Origin of the sequence: Pedobacter nanyangensis (genome assembly GCF_003313505.1) — a bacterium.
In the GTDB taxonomy this organism is placed as follows: domain Bacteria; phylum Bacteroidota; class Bacteroidia; order Sphingobacteriales; family Sphingobacteriaceae; genus Pedobacter; species Pedobacter nanyangensis.
The window spans coordinates 1-19711 of sequence record NZ_QMHO01000006.1; the positions used below are offsets into that span (position 1 = coordinate 1).

The following is a 19711-nucleotide window of genomic DNA, read 5'->3' on the forward strand; positions in this document are numbered from 1 at the left end:
CAGGTTATATTCGTAGGTGTAGGTGCCGCCATTGTTCCTGGCAATGCCCCTGATCACCCCGATGTATCATATGCTCCTTAACTGTGAATGAATCTTGACGTAATCTTCCTGAAAAATAATCTGCTCTATAGAAATATCTATTTCTTTTTTAAAAAAGTGCTTACCTCATCTTTCAAACATATCCGCAGCGATGTTTTTGCATTTAAATAAAGTTTTTCCCGAAAAGCAGATTGACATTCCATTTTCAAAGTATGATTATATCCAGTGCAAGCTTTATGTTCTTACAAATAAACCACGCTTATCTACTACAAAATCAAAATCATTCCCAAAATAACCGTAACTTAGAATTAAGCAAACTTAAACCTTATCGTTGTGATCAAGAAACTCATCCTCGCCTTCTCCGCCCTATTCCTTTATCTGCCTTCCCATGCACAATTGAAAAAAATAGCACAGGAAATTACCCAAAGTATGGCTAATACCGAGACTATTGGATTGGCTGTTGCTGTAATCAAGAACAATCAATTGGTGTATCAGCAGTCCTTTGGCAAAAAGAGTCTTGAAGATGATTTACCATTGAGCAATTCCGATATTTTTAGGATTGCCTCTATTTCCAAATCATTTGCGGCAACTTCCATGATGCAATTGGTTGAAGCTAAAAAAGCCTCCTTAGATGATGATTTTGGCAACTTGGTAGGTTTTAAAATCCGCAATCCAAAATTTCCAGAAACGGTGATTACCCTAAGAATGGTCTTATCACACACCTCTAGTATTAACGACAGCCAGGGGTATTTTAACCTGGACGCGATCAACCCTGCCAAAAACCCCAATTGGGAAAAATGCTATACCGATAAGCAACCTGGAACGAACTACCTGTATTGTAACCTCAACTTTAACATGTTGGGCGCTGTAATCGAGCGTCTCACTGGCCAGCGTTTCGACAGTTATGTGAAGCAGCATATCCTTGCGCCGCTAAAGATATATGGCGGCTATTGTATCGACTCTTTGGATGCCAAACGTTTTGTTTCGCTGTACGAATACGAAAATAAGACCTTTAAATTATCGCCAGCGGCCTACGCACCTCGCAGGGAGGAGCTGAGCAACTACCAGATAGGTTACACTACTCCCGTTTTATCGCCCACTGGCGGCATGAAAATATCGGCCACAGATTTAGCCACCTACATGACCATGCACATGAACTACGGCAAAGCCAAGGGCACCAGGATTATCACTAAAAGAAGTGCCAGGCAAATGCAAACGCCCCTTAGCATACCAGAAAATTATGGCCTTGCGTTACGCACTACCAATAAACTTATTTCAGGAAAAACCTTAACTGGCCATACCGGCTCTGCGTACGGCCTTTACAGCGCCATGTTCTTCGATCCAAAACAGAAGTTTGGCATGGTGGTTATTACCAATGGTACTGGTGCAAATGAAACCGATGGCTTTAAAAACATCATTAAGGAAAGCTTCAACATTCTTTACCAACACCTTATTGCTAAATAAACGTTTGGCCGCATGCGCCTGCCGCAAACTAGGGATATAAAAAGATTACTGATACCAAACAAGCTCTGTGCTCAGTTCAACAATCTTACAATAGGTTAAAAGCATGCGCAAATTTCACGGCATCATAGTTGTTTTTAAGGGATAGTTTTTTACGGATATTTCGGCGGTGGGTATCCACGGTGGCCAGTGCAATAAACAAACGTTCGGCAATTTCAGGTGAGCTAATGCCCAAGGCCATCAGCTTCAGCACCTCTATTTCCCTTGCCGATAGCTTGGCAAACACCATGGCATTATTGCGCAAAAACCTTACATCATCCATTAAACGGTTAACTTTAATGGTAATATGGTGTTCAGGATCAACCGGACTAGCGGTGGTAACCAAGTGAGTAACTTCGCCCTCCGCGTTTTTTAAAAATACCTTGGTGTTACTGGCATAAAGTTTCCAATGGCCATCTTTTGACTTCACTTGCTGAAAATAAGACGTGCTCTTGTCCGAAACCTGTTGCAGCCGCTGTTTAATCTTCGTGGCATAGTCCCTATCATCGTCAATGTTAAAATAGCGGGTAACATATTCCTTGGGATCAATGGCCTGCAATTCGCTCAAGTCAACACCCAAAATATCCAAACCTATCCTATTCATGTAAACCACACCGTAGTTTGACACCTGCTGTACAATAATGGGAACTGGCAATTCATCGGCAATGCGCCTCAATTCATCAAGCTTATCATCTAGATCCATTTTTTGAGCGATTTATCTTTTCCTACCTGTTCAGGTTTAAATTTTAGAGCGCATTTTATTCAAAATGCAAAAGTACCAAAAATAGGATAAAGGTGATATTCCCCCAAATTGTAGATTTTTTTTCCTAAAGTTTCGGTTGCTGTTTTGTAAGTAGCGCTACTCTTAGTAATTTAGAGCTTTACAGAATGCGCATCAGGGCATTTCTTGCTTTTATTCTCTCTGTTTGAAAATAATTTTGCCTATTGGTATGTAAATTGAATTAACCAATCACATGACAAAAACCCTCTTCAGATTTTTATCGATTGCGCTGTGTTTGCAGGTACTGTTTACAGGCTTGTTGTTTGCCCAGGATACCAATAGTCAAACCTCCGACGAACTGTTTACGCAAGCGAGAAACATTCCAAAGGAAAAGCAAAACTATCCCCAAATAATTGCCCTGCTTAAAACAGCTTTGCAAAAAAGCCCTGATTATGCAGATATACATCTATTTTTAGGAAGGGTTTACACCTGGAGCGATAAGTTGGATAGCGCACGTTACCAATTTAACCAAGTATTGGCCAAAGAACCGCAGAACATAGAAGCGCATTCGGCCATATTTGACCTGGAATATTGGAACGAAAACTATTCGAGGGCTTTGGACCACGCCAACCAGGGTTTGTTGTACGATCCCAATTCAACCGAGCTGCTCCTGAAAAAAGCAAAAGCGCTCAACGCCCTAAAAGACAGCCGGCAAGCCTTGGCACTGTTGCGTAATTACAATAAGCAAAACCCCAATCAGGATACGGTAAAAAGCTATTATCAGATGTTGAGGAGCGAGAACACCAAAAACCTGATCGACCTAAGCTATGAATATGTTTATTTCGATAAACGCTTTGATGATCCCTGGCACTATGCCTCCATTGATTATACCCGCAACACTTCGCTAGGATCGGTAACGGGCAGGCTCATGTACAGCAACCGTTTCAGAAGTGATGGTTTACAGGGCGAAATCGAAGCTTACCCCTCTATTTCAAAAGGCATTTACGCCTATGTGGGCGCTGGCTACTCGCAATCGGATATTTTCCCAAGGTTCAGGGCTGGTGTATCACTTTATTATACGCTTCCTAAAAGTTTTGATGCCGAAACAGGTTTCAGGTACTTGGATTTTAACCCCACCAAAACTTATATCTACGTACTTGCACTGGGAAAATACACCGGTAATTTCTACTTCAATTTAAAAACCTACCTATCACCAGATGTAGATGTTTTCTCGCACTCCTATACCTTTACCACCCGCTACTATTTTTCTGACCGTTACAACTTTATTGGCTTCCAAGTTGGTGCAGGAATATCTCCCGACGACAGGGCGAGGAACATTATGGGTACCGGCAACCTGAACACCTACAAATTGGGACTGAATTATTCCAGAGACCTGTTCAGCAACTTTACTTTGGCTGCCACAGGCCTATGGTTCCACGAAGAATACCGTACCGATGAATGGGGCAACCAAATAGGTGTTGGAATTTCCTTAATTAAGAGATTTTAACATGAAGCGTGGGATCATCAGCACCATTTTATTCTATTTGGTAATTGCCATGCCGCTTTGGATGTTTTTGGTTTGGTTTTTTTGGCCCAAAACCAAACTGGTAATTGCCATTGTTGATAAAACGGTATTATTTAAAACCGGGCAGGAACATGCCTCGCTTACCTGGGTACTGCGCAATAACAAGTACTCCAAAACCTCTAAAGATTTATACAAGGTAGGGCGTGATTATTTTGGTTTTTTCCCTAACAAAAACAAAAAATACGACCTGAAAGGTTTGGAGAGAGCTACCGACGAGGATCTGGAAAAACTAAGCGTACATGCCGACATGGCCTACATTACCGATACCTACGGAATTTATTCCAAAGAGTGGTACCTGGCCAAAAACATCACTGAAAGGCAACGCCTACTTTATGGTGGACTTTCGCCACAGGACATGCTTTTCCTGAAAAAAATGAAGCAAAAGAAAAAGCTTATCATTACCGAATTTAACACCTTTGCCACACCAACATCAGGTACCGTTGCTCGCGATTTCGAGCATACTTTTAAAATTAAATGGACCGGATGGGTAGGTAAATACTTCGATTCTTTTGACACCGTACGCAATAAAGAGTTACCCAAATGGCTGGTAGAAAACTACAAGGCTCAAAACAACAACCAATGGCCCTTTAAACGGTCGGGAATTGCCTTTGTGCATAAAAGCGACAAAATTGTGGTGCTGGAGTACGTAAACCATTTGAACGGCGAAGTGCCTTTTATCCTCACCCGAAAAGAAGAACGTGAAAGGTACAATATCCCCAAAGCCATGAAATATCCCTTCTGGTTTGATATCATCCAAACCTCAAGGGCAAATAAAATCGTGTCCTTTTACGACCTGAGCGTAAATGATGCTGGAGCGAAAATATTGGCGCAAAACAACATTCCCTCGCAATTTCCGGCCATTATAGAGCATTACCGAAAGGATTACAAGTTCTACTATTTCTGTGGCGATTTTGCCGACAATCCCATTTCGCAGGGTGGCTCGTACTTTAAGGGCATCAGTATGTTTCGCAAGCTTTTCTATAACGACGATATTGCCGCCGAACGCGTGAGTTTTTTTTGGGAATTCTATCGTCCAATGATCAATACCATACTCGACGACTACCATAAGGACATGGATGCGGAAAAAGAATAATCCTCTTTTACCATCAAAACCTCCACTTTTGTGGCTAAAAACCTTTGTTGATCAGATTTACGGAATTTTAAAAACTCCGTAAATCTCTAATCAGCACAAAACAGTATAAAAAGCTGCCAGGTTTTAACGCCAAACATTTTCAATTATTTTGGCAGCGCAAAACTCCTGCTAAACCAAGCCGATAGTCCCGCCATCCATTTCAAGTCCGCACTCGCTACGCTCCCTTGCGGGCTTTCCATTACTGTCGGGGCTAGCATTAAAAGGTACTTCTTAAGTTTATGCCGCCTAAAAACCTGCAAGGCATCAACTTACCCGCCCATCACACTTACACCGCTTTGGCAACTGGTGGGCCCTGCGAAGTTTTAAAAACTTCGCAAAGCTTTAATCTGCCAATAACAACAAAAAACCTCACGGGCTTTAACACCTGCAAGGTTTTCCAATTAAATCGCCTATTTAAGGCCTAAATTTCTTATAAATACTATCTGGCAATAATTTCAGTGTTTGCGTTACCTGGTTATTTTGTGATTTATATTGATTAAACTCCCCAAGCAATTGGTTCCTTCGGTTATCATCCTGCATCGGCTGCAGGTCAAAGTTATCGCCAATACTAAACAAGGTTTGCCCATTTAGGAAATATTCGCCCGAGACGTAGTCTATCAAATCACTAACCGTTTGTTTAAGCGGATAACGATGTATATTCCTAAACTGGCGTACGGTATCTAATCCCGTACCCACCCACGTTACCAATTCTGGCGTGCTCACTTTGTAATGGGTACTCAAAAATTTCAGCAAAGATGGCGCAACATCCAAATGGCTCGATATTGACCTGATACTGGCACTGCGTTTAAGCATTGGCGAATAGATGATCAAAGGCACATGGTAACGATCAATCTTGGTCGACATTGGAATTTCCGGAAGCCTGTGGTCGCCGGTAATGATAAAAATGGTGTTCCTATAGGCCGGTAGTTTAGCAAATTCCTGAAAGAAATACTTTAATGCCTCATCACTATACATGATGGTGGCATATTGGTCCTTGTAGCTTCTATGCGCTGCTTTTTGCCCTTCATCAAAGCCCAGTTTGTTCATTTGGCTTTCCATTAAATCATAATAGCGATCCATTTCGGGGACCTTGTAAGGCGTATGCATGGAAATCGTTTGAATATAGCTCACAAACGGCCTATTATTGGGCAGTTTGGCATAAAAGCCAATCGCCTTCTTCATCAAATCCAAATCCGGATAGCCCCAGTAAGAATTATGCGCCGCTGGAAACTCGCTAAAATTGGCCTTTGAAATCAATTGGTCAACCCCTTGCGATCTGATAAAAAGCCCTTCATTATCAAAAGCCACATCGGTACTCATCAAAAACGACGAATGATAACCGTTATGTTTCAATAGGCTCAAGGTAGTAAAGGCCTTTGGCATGCGGCTTCCCAGTTCGTTATAGCCCTTATCAAAAAATGGTAGCGAACCCAAAATAGATGGCAGTGAAGCAAAAGTTCGGCCTTGGGCCGCTAAAAAATTCTCGAAATATAAACTTCTGCCCTTTAGCTGATCCAGAAAAGGCGTAAAACTACCCAAATAAGCATTAGGCCCACTAAAGGCCCTGCCCAAACCCTCCACTTGGATAAACACAACATTGGGCTTTGCGGCGGTGCTGTCTACGTTAAAAAAATTACCTAGTACCTCCAAGGTATTCTCTTCCCTTAAAAACGGATAGGCACTGTTCACATATTTCATTTGCGGCCTAAGGGCATTATTGCCATCGGCACCATCTTCAAAGTAATTGGCGGCATAAATATCCACGTTGGGCTCATTATCAAAAAAGTAGGCATAACTGTTTTCAAAAAAGAAAGCTTCCTTGTTAATGGCCACATTGTAGTCGAAATCTTTTTTGAAGCCAGCTTGTGAAGGCAGCGACGAAACGTTAAAGTAAAGCAGTACCATGGATACCGCAAAAACGCCAACAGCTATCCGATAGTTGAAGGTCTTGATTTTGGCCGATAGCTTAAGGACAAACCACAGAAATACAAATGGCAGTATAAAGATGATGACACTCAAGACATCGATACTTAAACCGGCCGAAACCGTTTGCTTTATATCGGCGTAAGAGTAACCATAAAAATCAGATCCCAGCGGCACCAAAGCTGTGAAGAAATATTTCAGCAACAGCAAATATACCAGGATATAGATACTGAAGATAATTCCGGCTGCAACATAAATCTGCTTTTTCACCTTCAACGAAAAGAAGAATAGCAGAAAAGGCAGGTAAAGTACAGGCAAGCATTTGAGCACAAAAACCACATCAAAGAACAATGATTTTAATGCCAACAGGAAAAATCCGTTAGGGATATTGCCCTTAATGACGATATAGGTATATTCCAGCAACTTGATAAAAAATACGGTTGCCAGCAAGGCCACTGAATATTTGAGAAACAGGATCGCACTGTTCTTAAACCTGTCTAAAACCGGGTATTCTGGTGCTTCAAAAAAAGTATTTTCCATATCAATCTAAATCGTTGTGGTTTGTGTTGGAGCCTCCTGAACAGCTTTTTTTTCTGTAAAGCCTTTGCGGGTCATTGCTCCCCAGTTATTTTTGCCGGCAAACTTATGTACATTTCCCATAATGGCCCAATACACCGTTAAGGGGTGGTATAAAATAGGCTCCAAAAAAGCTGCTAACAATAGCTTTACCAAATCGCCGCCCTTGGTGTACTGCTGGTACGACATCTCCTCGAAAAGAATGGCCACCGTTGACAGTGCCAATGAAAAGAAGTACACCATGGAAACCAGGATAAGCGAAAATTCCCAGTTGATATTGCCCATAAAAGCCAACAATATAAAAATGCTGATTCCCAAAAACTCAATAATGGGCGCCAACCATTCAAAGAAAAACCAGTACGGATAGCTCAGCATTCCCAAAATACCATACCTGGGGTTAAAGAAAAGGTCTTTGTGCATCCACAGCGTTTCAATGGTACCTCGGGTCCAGCGGTTACGCTGGCGGCCCAAAACCTGCAGGTCAGCGGGAGCTTCGGTCCAACACAAAGGATCGGGAATGTAAACCACCTTGAACCTCCTGTCCTGCTCGTACATATAGCGCCGCATCCGCACTACGAGCTCCATATCCTCGCCCACGGTACTATGGTCGTAACCGCCCACTTTAATCACAATGTTCTTATCAAACAAGCCCATGGCACCCGAAATAATCAGCAAACCATTTAGCCTGCTCCACGCCATACGCCCCATTAAAAATGCCCTGATGTATTCCAGCACCTGAAAACGTGGCCATAAATTCCTAGGCATGTTCACCTCCACCAATTTACCATCCTCCACCTTGCATGAGTTGGCAATACGTACCACGCCGCCGGTAGCAATCACTTGGTACTTTTCTTCCAGATAAGGCTTGGCCAGCTTCAAAAGCGCATCTTCCTGTACAATACAATCAACATCGATACACAAAATCAGGTCTTTTCCCGCTACGTTGATTCCTGCATTGAGGGCATCAGATTTGCCGCCATTCACTTTATCAACTACGGTTAGTTTAGAAAAAGAAGGCAGCTTAGATTTGTAAACCCCTCTGATCTCTTTGCACTGGATTTGGTAGTTTACCGCAAAATCAACCTTTTCCAACTGGTAATAATCAAACATCCGCTGGAAAGTGCTGTCCTTGCTACCATCGTTAATAATGATTACTTCGTAATTGCCATAATGCAGCGAAAGCAAGGACCGGATGTTTTCGATAATAGTGGCCTCCTCGTTATAAGCGGGGGCCAAAATGGATACCGAGGGAGCCAAAGGCGACACCAATATTTCGCGATAGTTCACATAGCTGTTTTTTTTCATATAGCCATTCATTTCGATGGCCGACAGCAAGGTGAGCACCACGTATGAACCCATTACGAACAAAGCGTAATAGAATATCGCATTATTAAAGAATGTCTCAAAAGTGGCTAAAAACTCTCTCATTATGGCTTAATACGGTGGTCTAAAACGTGCTTAATCAAGGCTTGGTTTTCTAGGGTAGTTTGTTTGTATATTTCGCGAAGTTTTTCTTCGCCATGTTCTGGATTTCTTTTGATGGCGTAAAGTGCCTCTTTTTTGATCTTGGGATCAGTGGAGTAAATTCTGGAGGAGAGGAAATCATTGTAATTGCCCGATGAAATTTTGCCCAAAGAATTTAATATCTCTAACTTAATCTCCTCAGGTTGATCAAAATAAACCTCAAACATGTGCTTTTCCGCATCGGCGAGCTCCAATTTACCAATGATCTCTACCGATTTCTTTACCACCTTTGGATTATGGTGCTTCAAAAGTCGCTGTACCTCTTCCGCTGCATCAAACTGCATAAAATGTTCTATCAGCTTTAAACAGAGCATTACCACCGTATCATTTGAAGACCGTAGCCAGTGCGAAAAAGATGGAATGCTCAACTGCTTGTTTTTGGTGATGATTTCGAACAGCACCACTTGGTGCCAGTCCAAGATACGTTCCTGCGCCCTATCCAAAAAGCGGAAGGGATATTGCTCAGAAAGTTTGATGTAGGCTGCCTGAGCCTCCATGCGCAAAAGGCTGTTTTCATCATCCGTATACTTAATGATCTCGCCGGCCATTTCCTTAATGCGCATTTCATTGGCCTCCCGGATGCCTTCTATCTTTACTTCCCAGTTTTTATTATTGATCTTTTTCTTCGATTTCCGGTCCAGGTTTAGCCTACGGTATAAAATAGAAAGCACTTCATGTATCTTGCCCGTGAAATTTTTGTGGTAAGTTAGGATCTCGGCGGTTAAAACCTCATTCACGATCGGGTTGCGCAATGGCAATTTGCTCATTTTCGGATAAAAGTGCGCAACAATGTCCTCGGTACTATCGCTCTCATCAAAAATCACCAAATTGGCCAGCATATTATCGATATATTCCTTCCATTTGGCTTCGTCGCGTTTCCTTTTGATCTGCTGGGCACGCCTAAAGCTGATATAAACATAAAGTTCCAACACGGCAATCACACAAAAAAGGATAATCAGGAGCGAAATCCTGATATTGGACGGGAAATAGAATAATCGATCAGTATAGGTTTCCCTGATGTAGTTGAAGACCGTTTGGAAAAAATTCATGTTTTGGCCAATCGTTTTTATTAGAAAACGTTCTGCTTAATGTATCTTTTGATCCTAACAGAGAGTTCGTTAAGGTTAAAGGGCTTGTAAATGAAATCATCGGCACCCAAATGGAAACCTTCCAACACCACATTTTCCAAGCCTACGGCAGAAATCAATAATACGGGAGTGTTTTTCTTGATCGGATCATTTTTGATGTAGCTCAAAATCTCCATACCGCCTACAAAGGGCATCATGATGTCCGTCAGGATCAAGTCGTAGGTATTGCTTTTGACTTTTTCCATGGCTTGTCGGCCATCAGCAGCCACATCAACCTGATAGCCATCTTTCTTAAGCTTAAACTCCAGGGCCTTAAGCATCAAAACTTCATCTTCAGCAATTAATATTTTCGACATTTTACTCCTTTTATATAAGATGACATTGCAATTTTCTTACCACTTATCTGAATATGCCCAAAAGCGTGGTTAGCGTAGTTTCAGTAAACAAATATAGCTTTAAACACGCATTTTAGGAGTAGTAAATTCCCCACAATGTGGAAATGCGATATTACAACTGGGGTTCAAGCTTGTAAACTTGGCCCTTTCCGCCCACCAATATCACCAATCCGTCGGCCGCTTTTACGGCATTAAAACTTAGGCCGGAGATGTTCTGCCAACGTTGGCCGCCATCGGTGGAAACATCAGTGCCCGAAGTGCCTGTAGCTACTAAAAGGTTTTTGTTTACAAAGGTTACACCAGAACGATAACCACTTACGGGCTGCGTTGGTTTCTTCCATTTTTTACCCCCGTTTGTGGTGAGCAGCACATTATTTTGGTTATCCTTATCGTTTAAGTAGTTGCCTCCTACTGCTACGCCATTGTTTTCATCCCAAAAATCGATCGAAAACACACCGGTACTGCTTTCGCCCTGCAAAATGGGACATTTAAATACTTTCCAGCTTTTTCCGTAGTTAACAGAATGATAGATATTGGAGACGACACCTCCGGTAGCGATCCAAACTTTTCCATTTCCGGTGGTTTTAATGGATGTTCCGCTGGCAGCAAACCCCGCCTCTCCTACCTCCATAGGCTGTTTGAGCTGTTCGGATATATTTTTCCACGTTAATCCGCCGTCATCGGTACGCAACAGCTGCATTTTATGATTAATTGGATCGCCAAATGCCATGCCGATTTGCCCGTCCCAAAAATCCATTCCATTAAAAAAGGCTGCGCTATCGGTATTTTTATAGTTTTCACGCCATGTTTTGCCTCCATCAATGGTGGATAAAATGTAGGCTGGCGATCCCGCGTTTACCACAATAGCCTTGTTTTGGTCAAAAGCTTGGATATCTCTAAAATCTAGTTTGTCGTAGCCCTTGGGCTGTAGCCATTGCCAAGTTTTACCGCCATCTGTTGATTTTCCAACGGTTCCCTTGGTGCCACTTACCCAAATTATTTTTTTATTTACAACCGATAGGCCACGCATGCTGATTTTAGCATCAGTTACCAAAGGCTTAAGCTGGTAGTTTTGAGCTGCAGCCCAAAATGGTAGCATTATTCCAAATAATATGTAAGGGAGCCTGCGCATTATTTTACCCTTTTCCAAACCTCGGTTCTACCGATTAACGAAACGCCAATATAACCTCTGATGCTTAGCTGGTTAGGCTCCTTTAACGTAAGTTTACAGCTATAGGTTTTCCCAGATTTAGGGTCGTAAATGGTTCCTTCTTGCCATTTACTTCCATCAAACTCAAAGTTTTTTAAGATTTCCAAGCCCAAAATAGGTTTGTTTCGCAGGCTTTCATTGGGGTTCTTTTCATCTGTTTTGGGCTTACCTTTTTCGTCATTGGGTTCTTTGATCCAAACCAGCTTCCCAAAATATTTCTCCCCACGTTTATAGATCTCTATCTGGCCTTCACCTGATGGATTAACCCATTTTCCAAGGATATCGTCTTTTTTTTGCGCAAATAATTGTAGCGAAAACACTATGAACGCAATCAATAATGAGGTTTTCCTTAACATAATCTGACATTTAATCTTTATAAAGTTAAGGATTAAGCATCATAAAAGTTTTAGGAAATTAAAATTTAGAAGGTAATTTATTCAAAAGGGCTGTAATTTCCCAAGCACCTCACCGTATCCAATTTTAATTACGAGAGGGGCTTTATCTAATATTCAAAAAGGCAATAATTCCTGTTTGAGTTCCCAATAATTGTTCTTCCAGTTGATATACTGAAAAACCATCATCATCATCTAAGGGAATGGCAACATAGCCTTTTGAAAGCAGCAACGCTATCATTTGGTCTTTCAGGGAAATAGGTTCAAAATCACCACACACTCGTAAAATATGGTCACAATCTTCAAGGTCAAAACTGGCATCAACCCCCAAGGGTAGTGCTCTTATCTCGTCAACAATTTGTTGGGCGACTAAAGGTTGGTCTATATCTGTTTTAAATACCTCAATCATAAATTTCATAGTGGATGATGAAGCAAATATAAAAAATATTTCACTCTTAAATAATTGAAATAAAGATGTTAAGCTATTTAAAAACAATGAGCAACGCCTATTTTAGCGGCGTTGCTCATTGCATTAGTTTAAGCCTTTTCAGGAATGGCACTCATATCCAAATAGGAAACTTCCCAAATATGCCCATCAGGATCTTCAAAACTGCGGCCATACATCCAACCATGGTCTTGGGTAGGTACTGGTGAGGCGCCTCCCGCAGCAATAGCCAAACCAACCATTTCGTCTACTTCTTCCCTGCTTTCGGCAGAAATACTGATCAGCACTTCGGTACTTTCCTTTGCATTGGCAATAGGTTTATTGGTGAAGTTCTTAAAAAAGTCTTCCTGTAACAGCATTACCAAAATATCATCAGACACGATAATACTGGTCGCATTTTCGTTGCTGAATTGTTGATTAAAGCTAAATCCCACTTTGGTATAAAAATCAATTGACCTAGTTAGGTCCTTTACAGGCACATTTACATATATTTTTCTAGCCATTTCCTTAAACTTTATGATTGAGCAGCTTTTCCGTCTTGTGCTTCATTGTAACTAATCATCCATTGGATTTGATATTTGTCGGTCAACATGCCATAATAATCGCCCCAAAACATGTCGGCCATTGGCATTTGCACGGTACCACCAGCACCAAGAGCAGCAAAAATCCTATCGGCATCTGCACGACTGTCTACACTTACACAAAGGGAGATATTGGTTCCAGCGGTTACCTGCGGCATGGTCGAAGGTACATCGGTACCCATTAACATACTTTTACCGATTGGGAGTGCAATGTGCATAATACCGTTGCCTTCTTCTTCGGGGATACCTTGGTCCATACAGCCTTCCTGATCGTTTGCTTCTGGGGGTTCTTGGTTAAAGCGCATCAAGAAAGGAAAATCTCCGCCAAAAACGGCTTTGTAAAAATTGAAAACTTCTTCGGTATTACCGTTAAAGTTTAAATAAGGATTGATAATCATCGTTTTATTGTTTTGATTTTGAGATATTGTTTGACACAAATCTAGTTGCCTTTTTAGTTTTCCACGTTGCCGAACGGGTCAACTTTGAGGGCATTTAAGACATCTTTTTAAAAGGATATTTGTTGGAGCTGTCGGGTATGCCGTTGGGTATGGTAAATCACAAAATAGATGATTTCCAATCTGGTCATAAATCCCCATACTGGCACTTCAAAAGCTAAACAGGTAGGGCTTAAATCTAGGTCATTCACCAGTTTTACCAGGGTTTCGCCAACATTTTTCAACTGCGCTATCAAAACCTTTTGGTCATATACCTCATCCGCAGGGTCAATAAAGTCTGGCGAAGTCATTTTCAAGTCGAAGTTGAGGAATACTTCTTTAATGCTTTCAACTTGCCTATCTGGGGCTCCTTCGGTTGTTCGGGTTTCGCCCAATAGTACGCCATCAATTCCAGTTCCTGCCAAAGCCAAATGTTGTGCAACTTGCGCAGGTGTCCAACCTCCCTTTGCTGGCTTTTGGTTAAAGGTACTTTCGTCAAAACGTTTAATTGCCTTATCCAGTTCCGAAAAAGTACTTTCTAAAGTACTCACGATTGCTTCTTTATTTTCCATCGCTTACATATATTTCATGGCCTCATACCCCAACAACCTGCGCCACAATGCAATTTGACCAATGCAATTTGCTTCTCGATAGGTATTAAAGCTCACCATATCAAATAATGGAAAGCTCATTTGTTCCACCGGAAAATCAATCACCTTATCTAACTCCGCTTCGCTCACCTTCAAAAGTTTTTCTCTTAACAAAGGCGATATACGATCCCACTCAGCCTCATAGGTTTTTAACGATGGATATTTTTCTCCATCCTTAATCCCTTGATGATGCTTGAACAGTTCACTGGCACTTTGCTGTAATGACAGCCCCATTAAATTGGCCAGTTCAAAACGTTCTTGTAGTAAACTTCCTGCAATCCAGGCAATATGATTGGCCTTGGTATCGAGGCGCTTTAGGGCGTCTTCATCGTTAATGCCATCCAATACGTTATGGTAATAAATGGTGTGCATATCGTACAACACCAAAAACCCGTACATTTTGTTACTAATTGGTTTAATGTCCATAGCTTTAAATTTTACTACACTAAGTTACAGTGGTTTTTCCCAATCAAGGCTTGCTATTGTAGTCAAAGTTCGGGGGCATTCGCGACATTTTTAGTAATTTAGATTAACCCAAAATATAAACATGAAAAAAATAGGATTGCTCTTAAGTAAAGATTACAAGTTGTTAAGTGTTGCAGCGGTGTTAGAGGTATTTGAAACGGTAAACAAGTTATCGGCCGCCAGCAAAGAGGCAATTCCTTTCGATATTTATTTGCTTGCCAGCGAAGAAACGATGGCGCAAACCAAGGAGGCTTTGGGTTATCAACTAACGGATTTGAAGGATGCTCCCTTGATGCAGATTATTTTGATCCCCGCCTTTACTTCTGATAATATGCAGGCATCGCTCATGGCGAACCAAAAGTGTATCCCCCATCTCATTGCACAATATCAGAAAGGGGCTTGTTTGGGCAGTTTTTGCACGGGTGCTTTTTTGTTGGGCGCCAGTGGCCTTTTAAACGGTAAAATTGCCACCACCCATGTGGATGCCAGCAATGGTTTTGCCAATGCTTTTCCGGAAGTAAAGCTCAAGGCCGATAAGACCGTTACACAGGATGGACGTTTATATACCAGTGGCGGTGCAACTTCATCGTTCCATTTGTTGCTACATTTGGTACATGAATATTGTGGCCGGGAAATGGCCATTCGTATTGCCAAGGTATTTGCCATTGATATGGATCGGGAAAACCAATCGTACTTTAGTACTTTTCAGCCTTCCAAAGATCATACGGATGAATTGGTGGCCAAAGCACAAAGAAAGATAGAGCAAAACTATCAGGATGCCGCTACTATTGAAGAGTTGATTAAGGATATTCCTACCAGTCGTAGGAACATTGTCCGTCGTTTTAAACTCATTACGGGCATTACACCCATTGAGTACTTACAGCAAACCAGAATTGAGGCCGCGAAGCAATTGCTGGAAAAAACCAGCCAGCAAATGAACGAAATCATTTATAGCTCTGGGTATAATGATGCAAAGGCGTTCAGGAAAGTTTTTAAGAAAAGCGTGGGAATGACTCCAACGCAATATCGAGAGAAGTTTCAGGTGAGGTAGTTAGTATGTCATTCCGAGTATATGGGGAATCCCTATCCTAAAATCAACAATCCAACAATCTAATAATTAATTCTTCCTTTTTTTCTCCGCTTCCCAGTATTCCTTGTTCAATTCGATATAATGCGTTGGGCTATCAATATACTTTGCATTACGATCTACCCCATTATCAATCAAGTTCTTTAATGTATCGGGGACAAACTGAAACATCTTTTCATAATACTCTTGCTTGCTCATGGGCTTAGCGTAGTATAAATCTTCTGCCTTTGGTTCGCGAGCTTTCAATTTCGTTTTCAGTAATACTTTCTCTAAATACGTGCCCCTTAACCAAACCACTAAATCGCCATCATTGGCAATACCCACTACAAAATGTAAACCTTGTTTTTCATCGCCTCCAAGACTGGTAGACATGGTCATCAACTGGTTCTTTTCTTTTGCTTCTTTAAAAGTATCTTCAATTAGCTGCTGGGGCAAATCCAAGGTATCTCGGTAAAACTTCTGATCTCTATACGAAACATATTGGAATATCAGTTGCTTGGGAAAACGCAAAGGATCTGACACACGAGGCGAAAAATACTCGGCCCCCCAGTGACTATTGAAATTATTTACTTCTTCTTTGGTGTACGAAAACCCCTCGCCATACTCATCAGCCCCAGGATATACAAAATAAATATCACGAATATAAATGGGAAAGGTATAAGGCGTACTCACACTGGCGAAAAAATAGTGTCGGTCCCATGGTTTAAATTGCCATATCTTCCAAATGCTAGCCAATACCAACATCACGGCAATACCGATATATATTTTATTAACGAGATTAAATTTCATAAACCAGTATTAATGTTGAAACGCTTTGCCCAATTGTGCCGCATACCATAATAAGCCCATAAAGATTAAGAAAATAAGCAAAGCGATACCGAAAATCCATTTCCCTGCCCGATACGCTTTTCCGTGATAGCTAAAAGCATACAAACCCACGAGCACCACAAACTCAAAACTGATGAATATAATGGCTTCAAACTGTTCATTTTCTGAACTGGGCGTGATATTCAGGAAAATCAGCAGCAACAGTAAGTTAACGCCAATCATCACTACCGATAAACTACTGTTCCTTTGTTTGAGTTCTTCCTGCTCCATAAAGTTTCTTCTTGCGATTACGTTAAACTGAAAACATTAACTATACAAATATAAAATTGCTTTGTTCGCTTCAAAGAGATTATTTTCGCATCTATAATTGACGAATTGTGAAAAAACTGTTTATTCTCGCCTACCAATGGCGATTTAGGATATGTAGCAGAATTTAAAGATTGTGAAGGCAATAGAATTGCCCTCAACCAACCTGCAACAACTTGACATTAAAATTTGCTTTTATGAACAAACAAACATTAACTTCATCGCAAAAAACAACATGAAAAAATCCATCTTAACGCTTATTTTACTAGCAGTATACAGTGCAGCTTTTGCTCAGAAATCCAATCCAGATACCGAAATAAAGAAACTAGGTCCTAAACCATTTTTTGTAGTTAATGACAAAAAAGCAACCACAGCTATGATTAAAGACCTACCTTCTGACTCTGTTACCGTAGTCACATTATTATATGATACCGCAGCGACCAATAGATATGGCGATGCCGCCAAAGATGGGTTAGTGATGATAGAAACCAGATCTTATGCCAAGAGTAAATTCATCTCCTATTTTAAAAAAGTTTCTCCTGAATTCGATCAGCTTTATACCTCACAAAAAAATGATCAGAACTTTGTTTACATCCTTAATGATAAAATTCAAAAAGGAAATTACGAAGGAAACTTATCTACCATAGGAGATAAAGAATTCATTAAACTAGAAATCATATCTGCCGAGCAGCTTAAAACAAACTACAATATCGAGGATAAGCAATATGGTATTGTTGTACAAGCGATAAAACCAGAGGAGAAAAAAGAGAAACCCTAATTATTTCTTTAAGGTTTCTTTAACCTCTCCACATTCCAGCATACTTTCGCCATAATATGGATTTCTGATTTCCTTTTGGTTGCTTAACCAAGAAGCACCTTTGTCGTTTAAGGCCATAGGGCAATATTCCACGTATACTTCGCCCGATTGTAAGCCTACCGCTTTTACTTTCGCCAACATTTCATTGCTCAAATCAGCAAACAAGGTTCTTTGTGTTTCGATATTAGTTGCAGCCGTAATTTTTGCAGCTAAACTAGCCAGCTTAGCCCCATTGCTAATGGCTTTTGCACCAAGTTCAACAGCCATTCCCGCTTCTTTAGCGCCCGCCATATCCGAGTCAACCAAAGCTTTGCTCAACAATAAGTACTGCTGATAAACCAGGTTCAACTGTTCATCTTTTAAACTTACTGCATTATTGCTGGGCTTAGCTGCACTTTCCTGCTTCACCTCTTGTTGAACGCCATGCTGATGTTGGTGTTCGTCTTTCTTCTCCGTAGCGGTGTTGCACGCAGCTAATAATACTGTTCCTGCTAATAAACCTACTATTACTTTCATATTTTTAATCATTTTCGTATTTCGTTATTAATCTTTTCCTTTAGCCAATCGTCGTCAACCATTAAACCTTTAATATTTGGCATCCCAGCGATAGCCCCATAATCCCAACGTTCCCCGTTAAAACCGACCTTGGCTGGTGCGGACAGCAACAATTGGCCAAACCACCAACTTTCCAGCGCCAGACGCAGTCGGTGGTTTTTGGTTCTTTTTTCCATAAAAAAGAACTAGGCCACGCCGGCTATTGAGGCGTAATGTGTAAATACTATCCCAAAGGATGTTTCCCTCTCTTCAACACATACTCACTATACAACAAATATGCTCCGGTAACCACTACCTCTTCTCCAGCACTAAGCCCCGAAGCAATCACTACACTACTTTCATTCGCTGCTCCAGTAGTTACGGCTTTAGGTTCAAAGCTATCCTTACCGGTTTTGATCCATACATGCTCCCCTTTTCCATCCCTAATCACCGCATCAATAGGTAAAGTCAACCCTTTTTTCGAGCTTTCTCCATCCAATAATACTTTAACCTGCAAACCAGGCTGCCATTGTCCTTTTACATTGGGAATACTGCCCCTCATTTGAGTGAGCTGCGTTCCGGCCTGTAACGAAGGATTGATAAAATCGACAGTCATCCATTGCATTTGATCTTCCCATCCGTTTACAATTACTTTAAGTTTTTGGCCCCTTTTAATCAGCTTTGCTTCATTTGGATAAAGATCAGCCTCTACCCATAATTGCTGGTAGCCTTCCAAACGCATCAGGGGACTACCTTCAGACACATACTGTCCTTGGGTAACACTCAACTCGGCCACTACCCCACCTTGCGTAGCATAAACGGTTACATAAGGGCTTTTCTGTTTGGTTTTGCTTAAGCTTTGCACCTGCGCTTCCGTTTGTCCGTACAACAACAACTTTTGCTTGGCCGAGGCTACCAATTGTTGCTCCAATTTGTCGCCTGCAAACTGTTGCTGTTGTGCCAAAGCCATTAAGTATTCCTGTTGTAAAGTAGCCAACTGTTCAGAATAAAGCTTAAACAAAGCCTGCCCTTTGGCAATGGCCACCCCAGTTTCCCGCACATAAAGCTGCTCTATCCTTCCTGCAATACGGGCAGAGATATAATTGCTTTGTTGTGGGTCGACCACCAGTTTTCCATTCAATACGGTTTGGCTATTCACCTGCCCAGCATCGCCCAATTTTAACGTACTAATATTGGCCAGCAGTTGCCTCTGGGCATCCACTTTCACACTTTTGTCATTGCTGTTCTTTTCAAATGGCACCAAATCCATTCCGCAAATTGGACAGGTGCCCATTTCATGCTTAACGATCTGTGGGTGCATTGGACAAGTAAAAGTTTGGGCTGGCTTCTCGGCCTCTTTAGCACCACCTTTTGCATGCGCCTCATGCCCTTGCTCCGTTTCGTTACTGCTGCCTTTACAGCCCAGTAAAACCCACGACATCAATAAGGCTATCAATAAGTTTATGGTAATTCTCATCA

22 protein-coding genes are annotated in these 19711 nt (G+C 41.4%); 5 read left to right on the forward strand and 17 right to left on the reverse strand.

The features are described from left to right. The first annotated feature begins 372 nt into the window (after window positions 1-372). Window positions 373-1503 (forward strand): serine hydrolase domain-containing protein, encoded by a 1131-nt coding sequence (locus DUT71_RS11585; RefSeq protein WP_240186914.1) that lies wholly within the window; start codon window positions 373-375, stop codon window positions 1501-1503. 85 nt (window positions 1504-1588) lie between these two features. On the opposite strand, the gene DUT71_RS11590 is transcribed toward DUT71_RS11585, so the two are convergent. Beyond that, window positions 1589-2242 (reverse strand): response regulator transcription factor, encoded by a 654-nt coding sequence (locus tag DUT71_RS11590; protein WP_113662713.1) that lies wholly within the window; start codon window positions 2240-2242, stop codon window positions 1589-1591. 271 nt (window positions 2243-2513) lie between these two features. On the opposite strand from DUT71_RS11590, the gene DUT71_RS11595 reads away from it, so the two are divergent. Together DUT71_RS11595 and DUT71_RS11600 are read left to right on the forward strand one after the other, a co-directional pair. Continuing rightward, a complete protein-coding gene (locus DUT71_RS11595; protein WP_113662714.1) occupies window positions 2514-3767 on the forward strand; it encodes a YaiO family outer membrane beta-barrel protein in 1254 nt (417 codons plus the stop codon). A gap of 1 nt (window position 3768) precedes the next feature. Next, entirely contained in the window at window positions 3769-4938 is a 1170-nt protein-coding gene (locus DUT71_RS11600; protein WP_113662715.1) for a hypothetical protein, read from the forward strand. 453 nt (window positions 4939-5391) lie between these two features. Here the strand turns inward: DUT71_RS11600 and DUT71_RS11610 are convergent, their stop codons facing one another. From DUT71_RS11610 to DUT71_RS11660, 11 genes are all read right to left on the reverse strand, one after another. Beyond that, window positions 5392-7440, reverse strand: a complete 2049-nt coding sequence (locus DUT71_RS11610) for an LTA synthase family protein (RefSeq protein ID WP_113662717.1) — start codon at window positions 7438-7440, stop codon at window positions 5392-5394. Between the two features lie 6 nt (window positions 7441-7446). Next, entirely contained in the window at window positions 7447-8904 is a 1458-nt protein-coding gene (locus DUT71_RS11615; protein WP_113662718.1) for a glycosyltransferase family 2 protein, read from the reverse strand. Further along, window positions 8904-10049 (reverse strand): HEAT repeat domain-containing protein, encoded by a 1146-nt coding sequence (locus DUT71_RS11620; RefSeq protein ID WP_113662719.1) that lies wholly within the window; start codon window positions 10047-10049, stop codon window positions 8904-8906. Before DUT71_RS11620 ends, DUT71_RS11615 begins: the two co-directional genes overlap by 1 nt. Window positions 10050-10069: 20 nt before the next feature. Continuing rightward, entirely contained in the window at window positions 10070-10444 is a 375-nt protein-coding gene (locus DUT71_RS11625) for a response regulator transcription factor (protein ID WP_113662720.1), read from the reverse strand. 151 nt (window positions 10445-10595) lie between these two features. Beyond that, complete coding sequence (locus DUT71_RS11630) at window positions 10596-11582, reverse strand: YCF48-related protein (RefSeq protein ID WP_240186915.1); 987 nt, start codon at window positions 11580-11582, stop codon at window positions 10596-10598. 32 nt (window positions 11583-11614) lie between these two features. Then, a complete protein-coding gene (locus DUT71_RS11635; protein ID WP_113662722.1) occupies window positions 11615-12049 on the reverse strand; it encodes a DUF2147 domain-containing protein in 435 nt (144 codons plus the stop codon). A 142-nt stretch (window positions 12050-12191) separates the two neighbouring features. Next, window positions 12192-12503 (reverse strand): hypothetical protein, encoded by a 312-nt coding sequence (locus DUT71_RS11640; protein WP_205313923.1) that lies wholly within the window; start codon window positions 12501-12503, stop codon window positions 12192-12194. A 119-nt stretch (window positions 12504-12622) separates the two neighbouring features. Continuing rightward, window positions 12623-13033 (reverse strand): VOC family protein, encoded by a 411-nt coding sequence (locus tag DUT71_RS11645; RefSeq protein WP_113662723.1) that lies wholly within the window; start codon window positions 13031-13033, stop codon window positions 12623-12625. Window positions 13034-13044: 11 nt separating this feature from the next. After that, window positions 13045-13509 (reverse strand): VOC family protein, encoded by a 465-nt coding sequence (locus DUT71_RS11650; protein WP_113662724.1) that lies wholly within the window; start codon window positions 13507-13509, stop codon window positions 13045-13047. Window positions 13510-13616: 107 nt separating this feature from the next. Further along, window positions 13617-14117: a DinB family protein gene (locus tag DUT71_RS11655; RefSeq protein ID WP_113662725.1), complete on the reverse strand. Its 501-nt coding sequence runs from the start codon at window positions 14115-14117 to the stop codon at window positions 13617-13619. 3 nt (window positions 14118-14120) lie between these two features. Continuing rightward, window positions 14121-14621: a DinB family protein gene (locus DUT71_RS11660; RefSeq protein ID WP_113662726.1), complete on the reverse strand. Its 501-nt coding sequence runs from the start codon at window positions 14619-14621 to the stop codon at window positions 14121-14123. Between the two features lie 121 nt (window positions 14622-14742). On the opposite strand from DUT71_RS11660, the gene DUT71_RS11665 reads away from it, so the two are divergent. Beyond that, window positions 14743-15711, forward strand: coding sequence for a GlxA family transcriptional regulator (locus DUT71_RS11665; protein ID WP_113662727.1), 969 nt, complete (start codon window positions 14743-14745; stop codon window positions 15709-15711). Between the two features lie 66 nt (window positions 15712-15777). Here DUT71_RS11665 and DUT71_RS11670 read toward each other — a convergent pair whose 3' ends face one another. Both DUT71_RS11670 and DUT71_RS11675 read right to left on the reverse strand, forming a co-directional pair. Next, complete coding sequence (locus DUT71_RS11670; RefSeq protein ID WP_113662728.1) at window positions 15778-16536, reverse strand: DUF2931 family protein; 759 nt, start codon at window positions 16534-16536, stop codon at window positions 15778-15780. A 9-nt stretch (window positions 16537-16545) separates the two neighbouring features. After that, window positions 16546-16845 carry a hypothetical protein gene (locus DUT71_RS11675; RefSeq protein ID WP_113662729.1) on the reverse strand — a complete coding sequence of 100 codons (300 nt, stop codon included), beginning with the start codon at window positions 16843-16845 and terminating at the stop codon, window positions 16546-16548. Between the two features lie 271 nt (window positions 16846-17116). Here DUT71_RS11675 and DUT71_RS11680 point away from each other — a divergent pair, with 271 nt between their 5' ends. Continuing rightward, window positions 17117-17659 (forward strand): hypothetical protein, encoded by a 543-nt coding sequence (locus DUT71_RS11680; RefSeq protein WP_162796032.1) that lies wholly within the window; start codon window positions 17117-17119, stop codon window positions 17657-17659. Here DUT71_RS11680 and DUT71_RS11685 read toward each other — a convergent pair whose 3' ends face one another. From DUT71_RS11685 to DUT71_RS11695, 3 genes are read right to left on the reverse strand one after another with little or no spacing between them, the layout of a single operon-like run. Continuing rightward, on the reverse strand, window positions 17660-18214 hold the full coding sequence (locus tag DUT71_RS11685) for a DUF3347 domain-containing protein (RefSeq protein ID WP_113662893.1): 555 nt from the start codon (window positions 18212-18214) through the stop codon (window positions 17660-17662). Between the two features lie 8 nt (window positions 18215-18222). Then, window positions 18223-18429: a hypothetical protein gene (locus DUT71_RS11690; RefSeq protein WP_113662731.1), complete on the reverse strand. Its 207-nt coding sequence runs from the start codon at window positions 18427-18429 to the stop codon at window positions 18223-18225. Between the two features lie 47 nt (window positions 18430-18476). After that, window positions 18477-19709 carry an efflux RND transporter periplasmic adaptor subunit gene (locus DUT71_RS11695; RefSeq protein WP_240186916.1) on the reverse strand — a complete coding sequence of 411 codons (1233 nt, stop codon included), beginning with the start codon at window positions 19707-19709 and terminating at the stop codon, window positions 18477-18479. Between the last annotated feature and the right edge of the window lie 2 nt (window positions 19710-19711).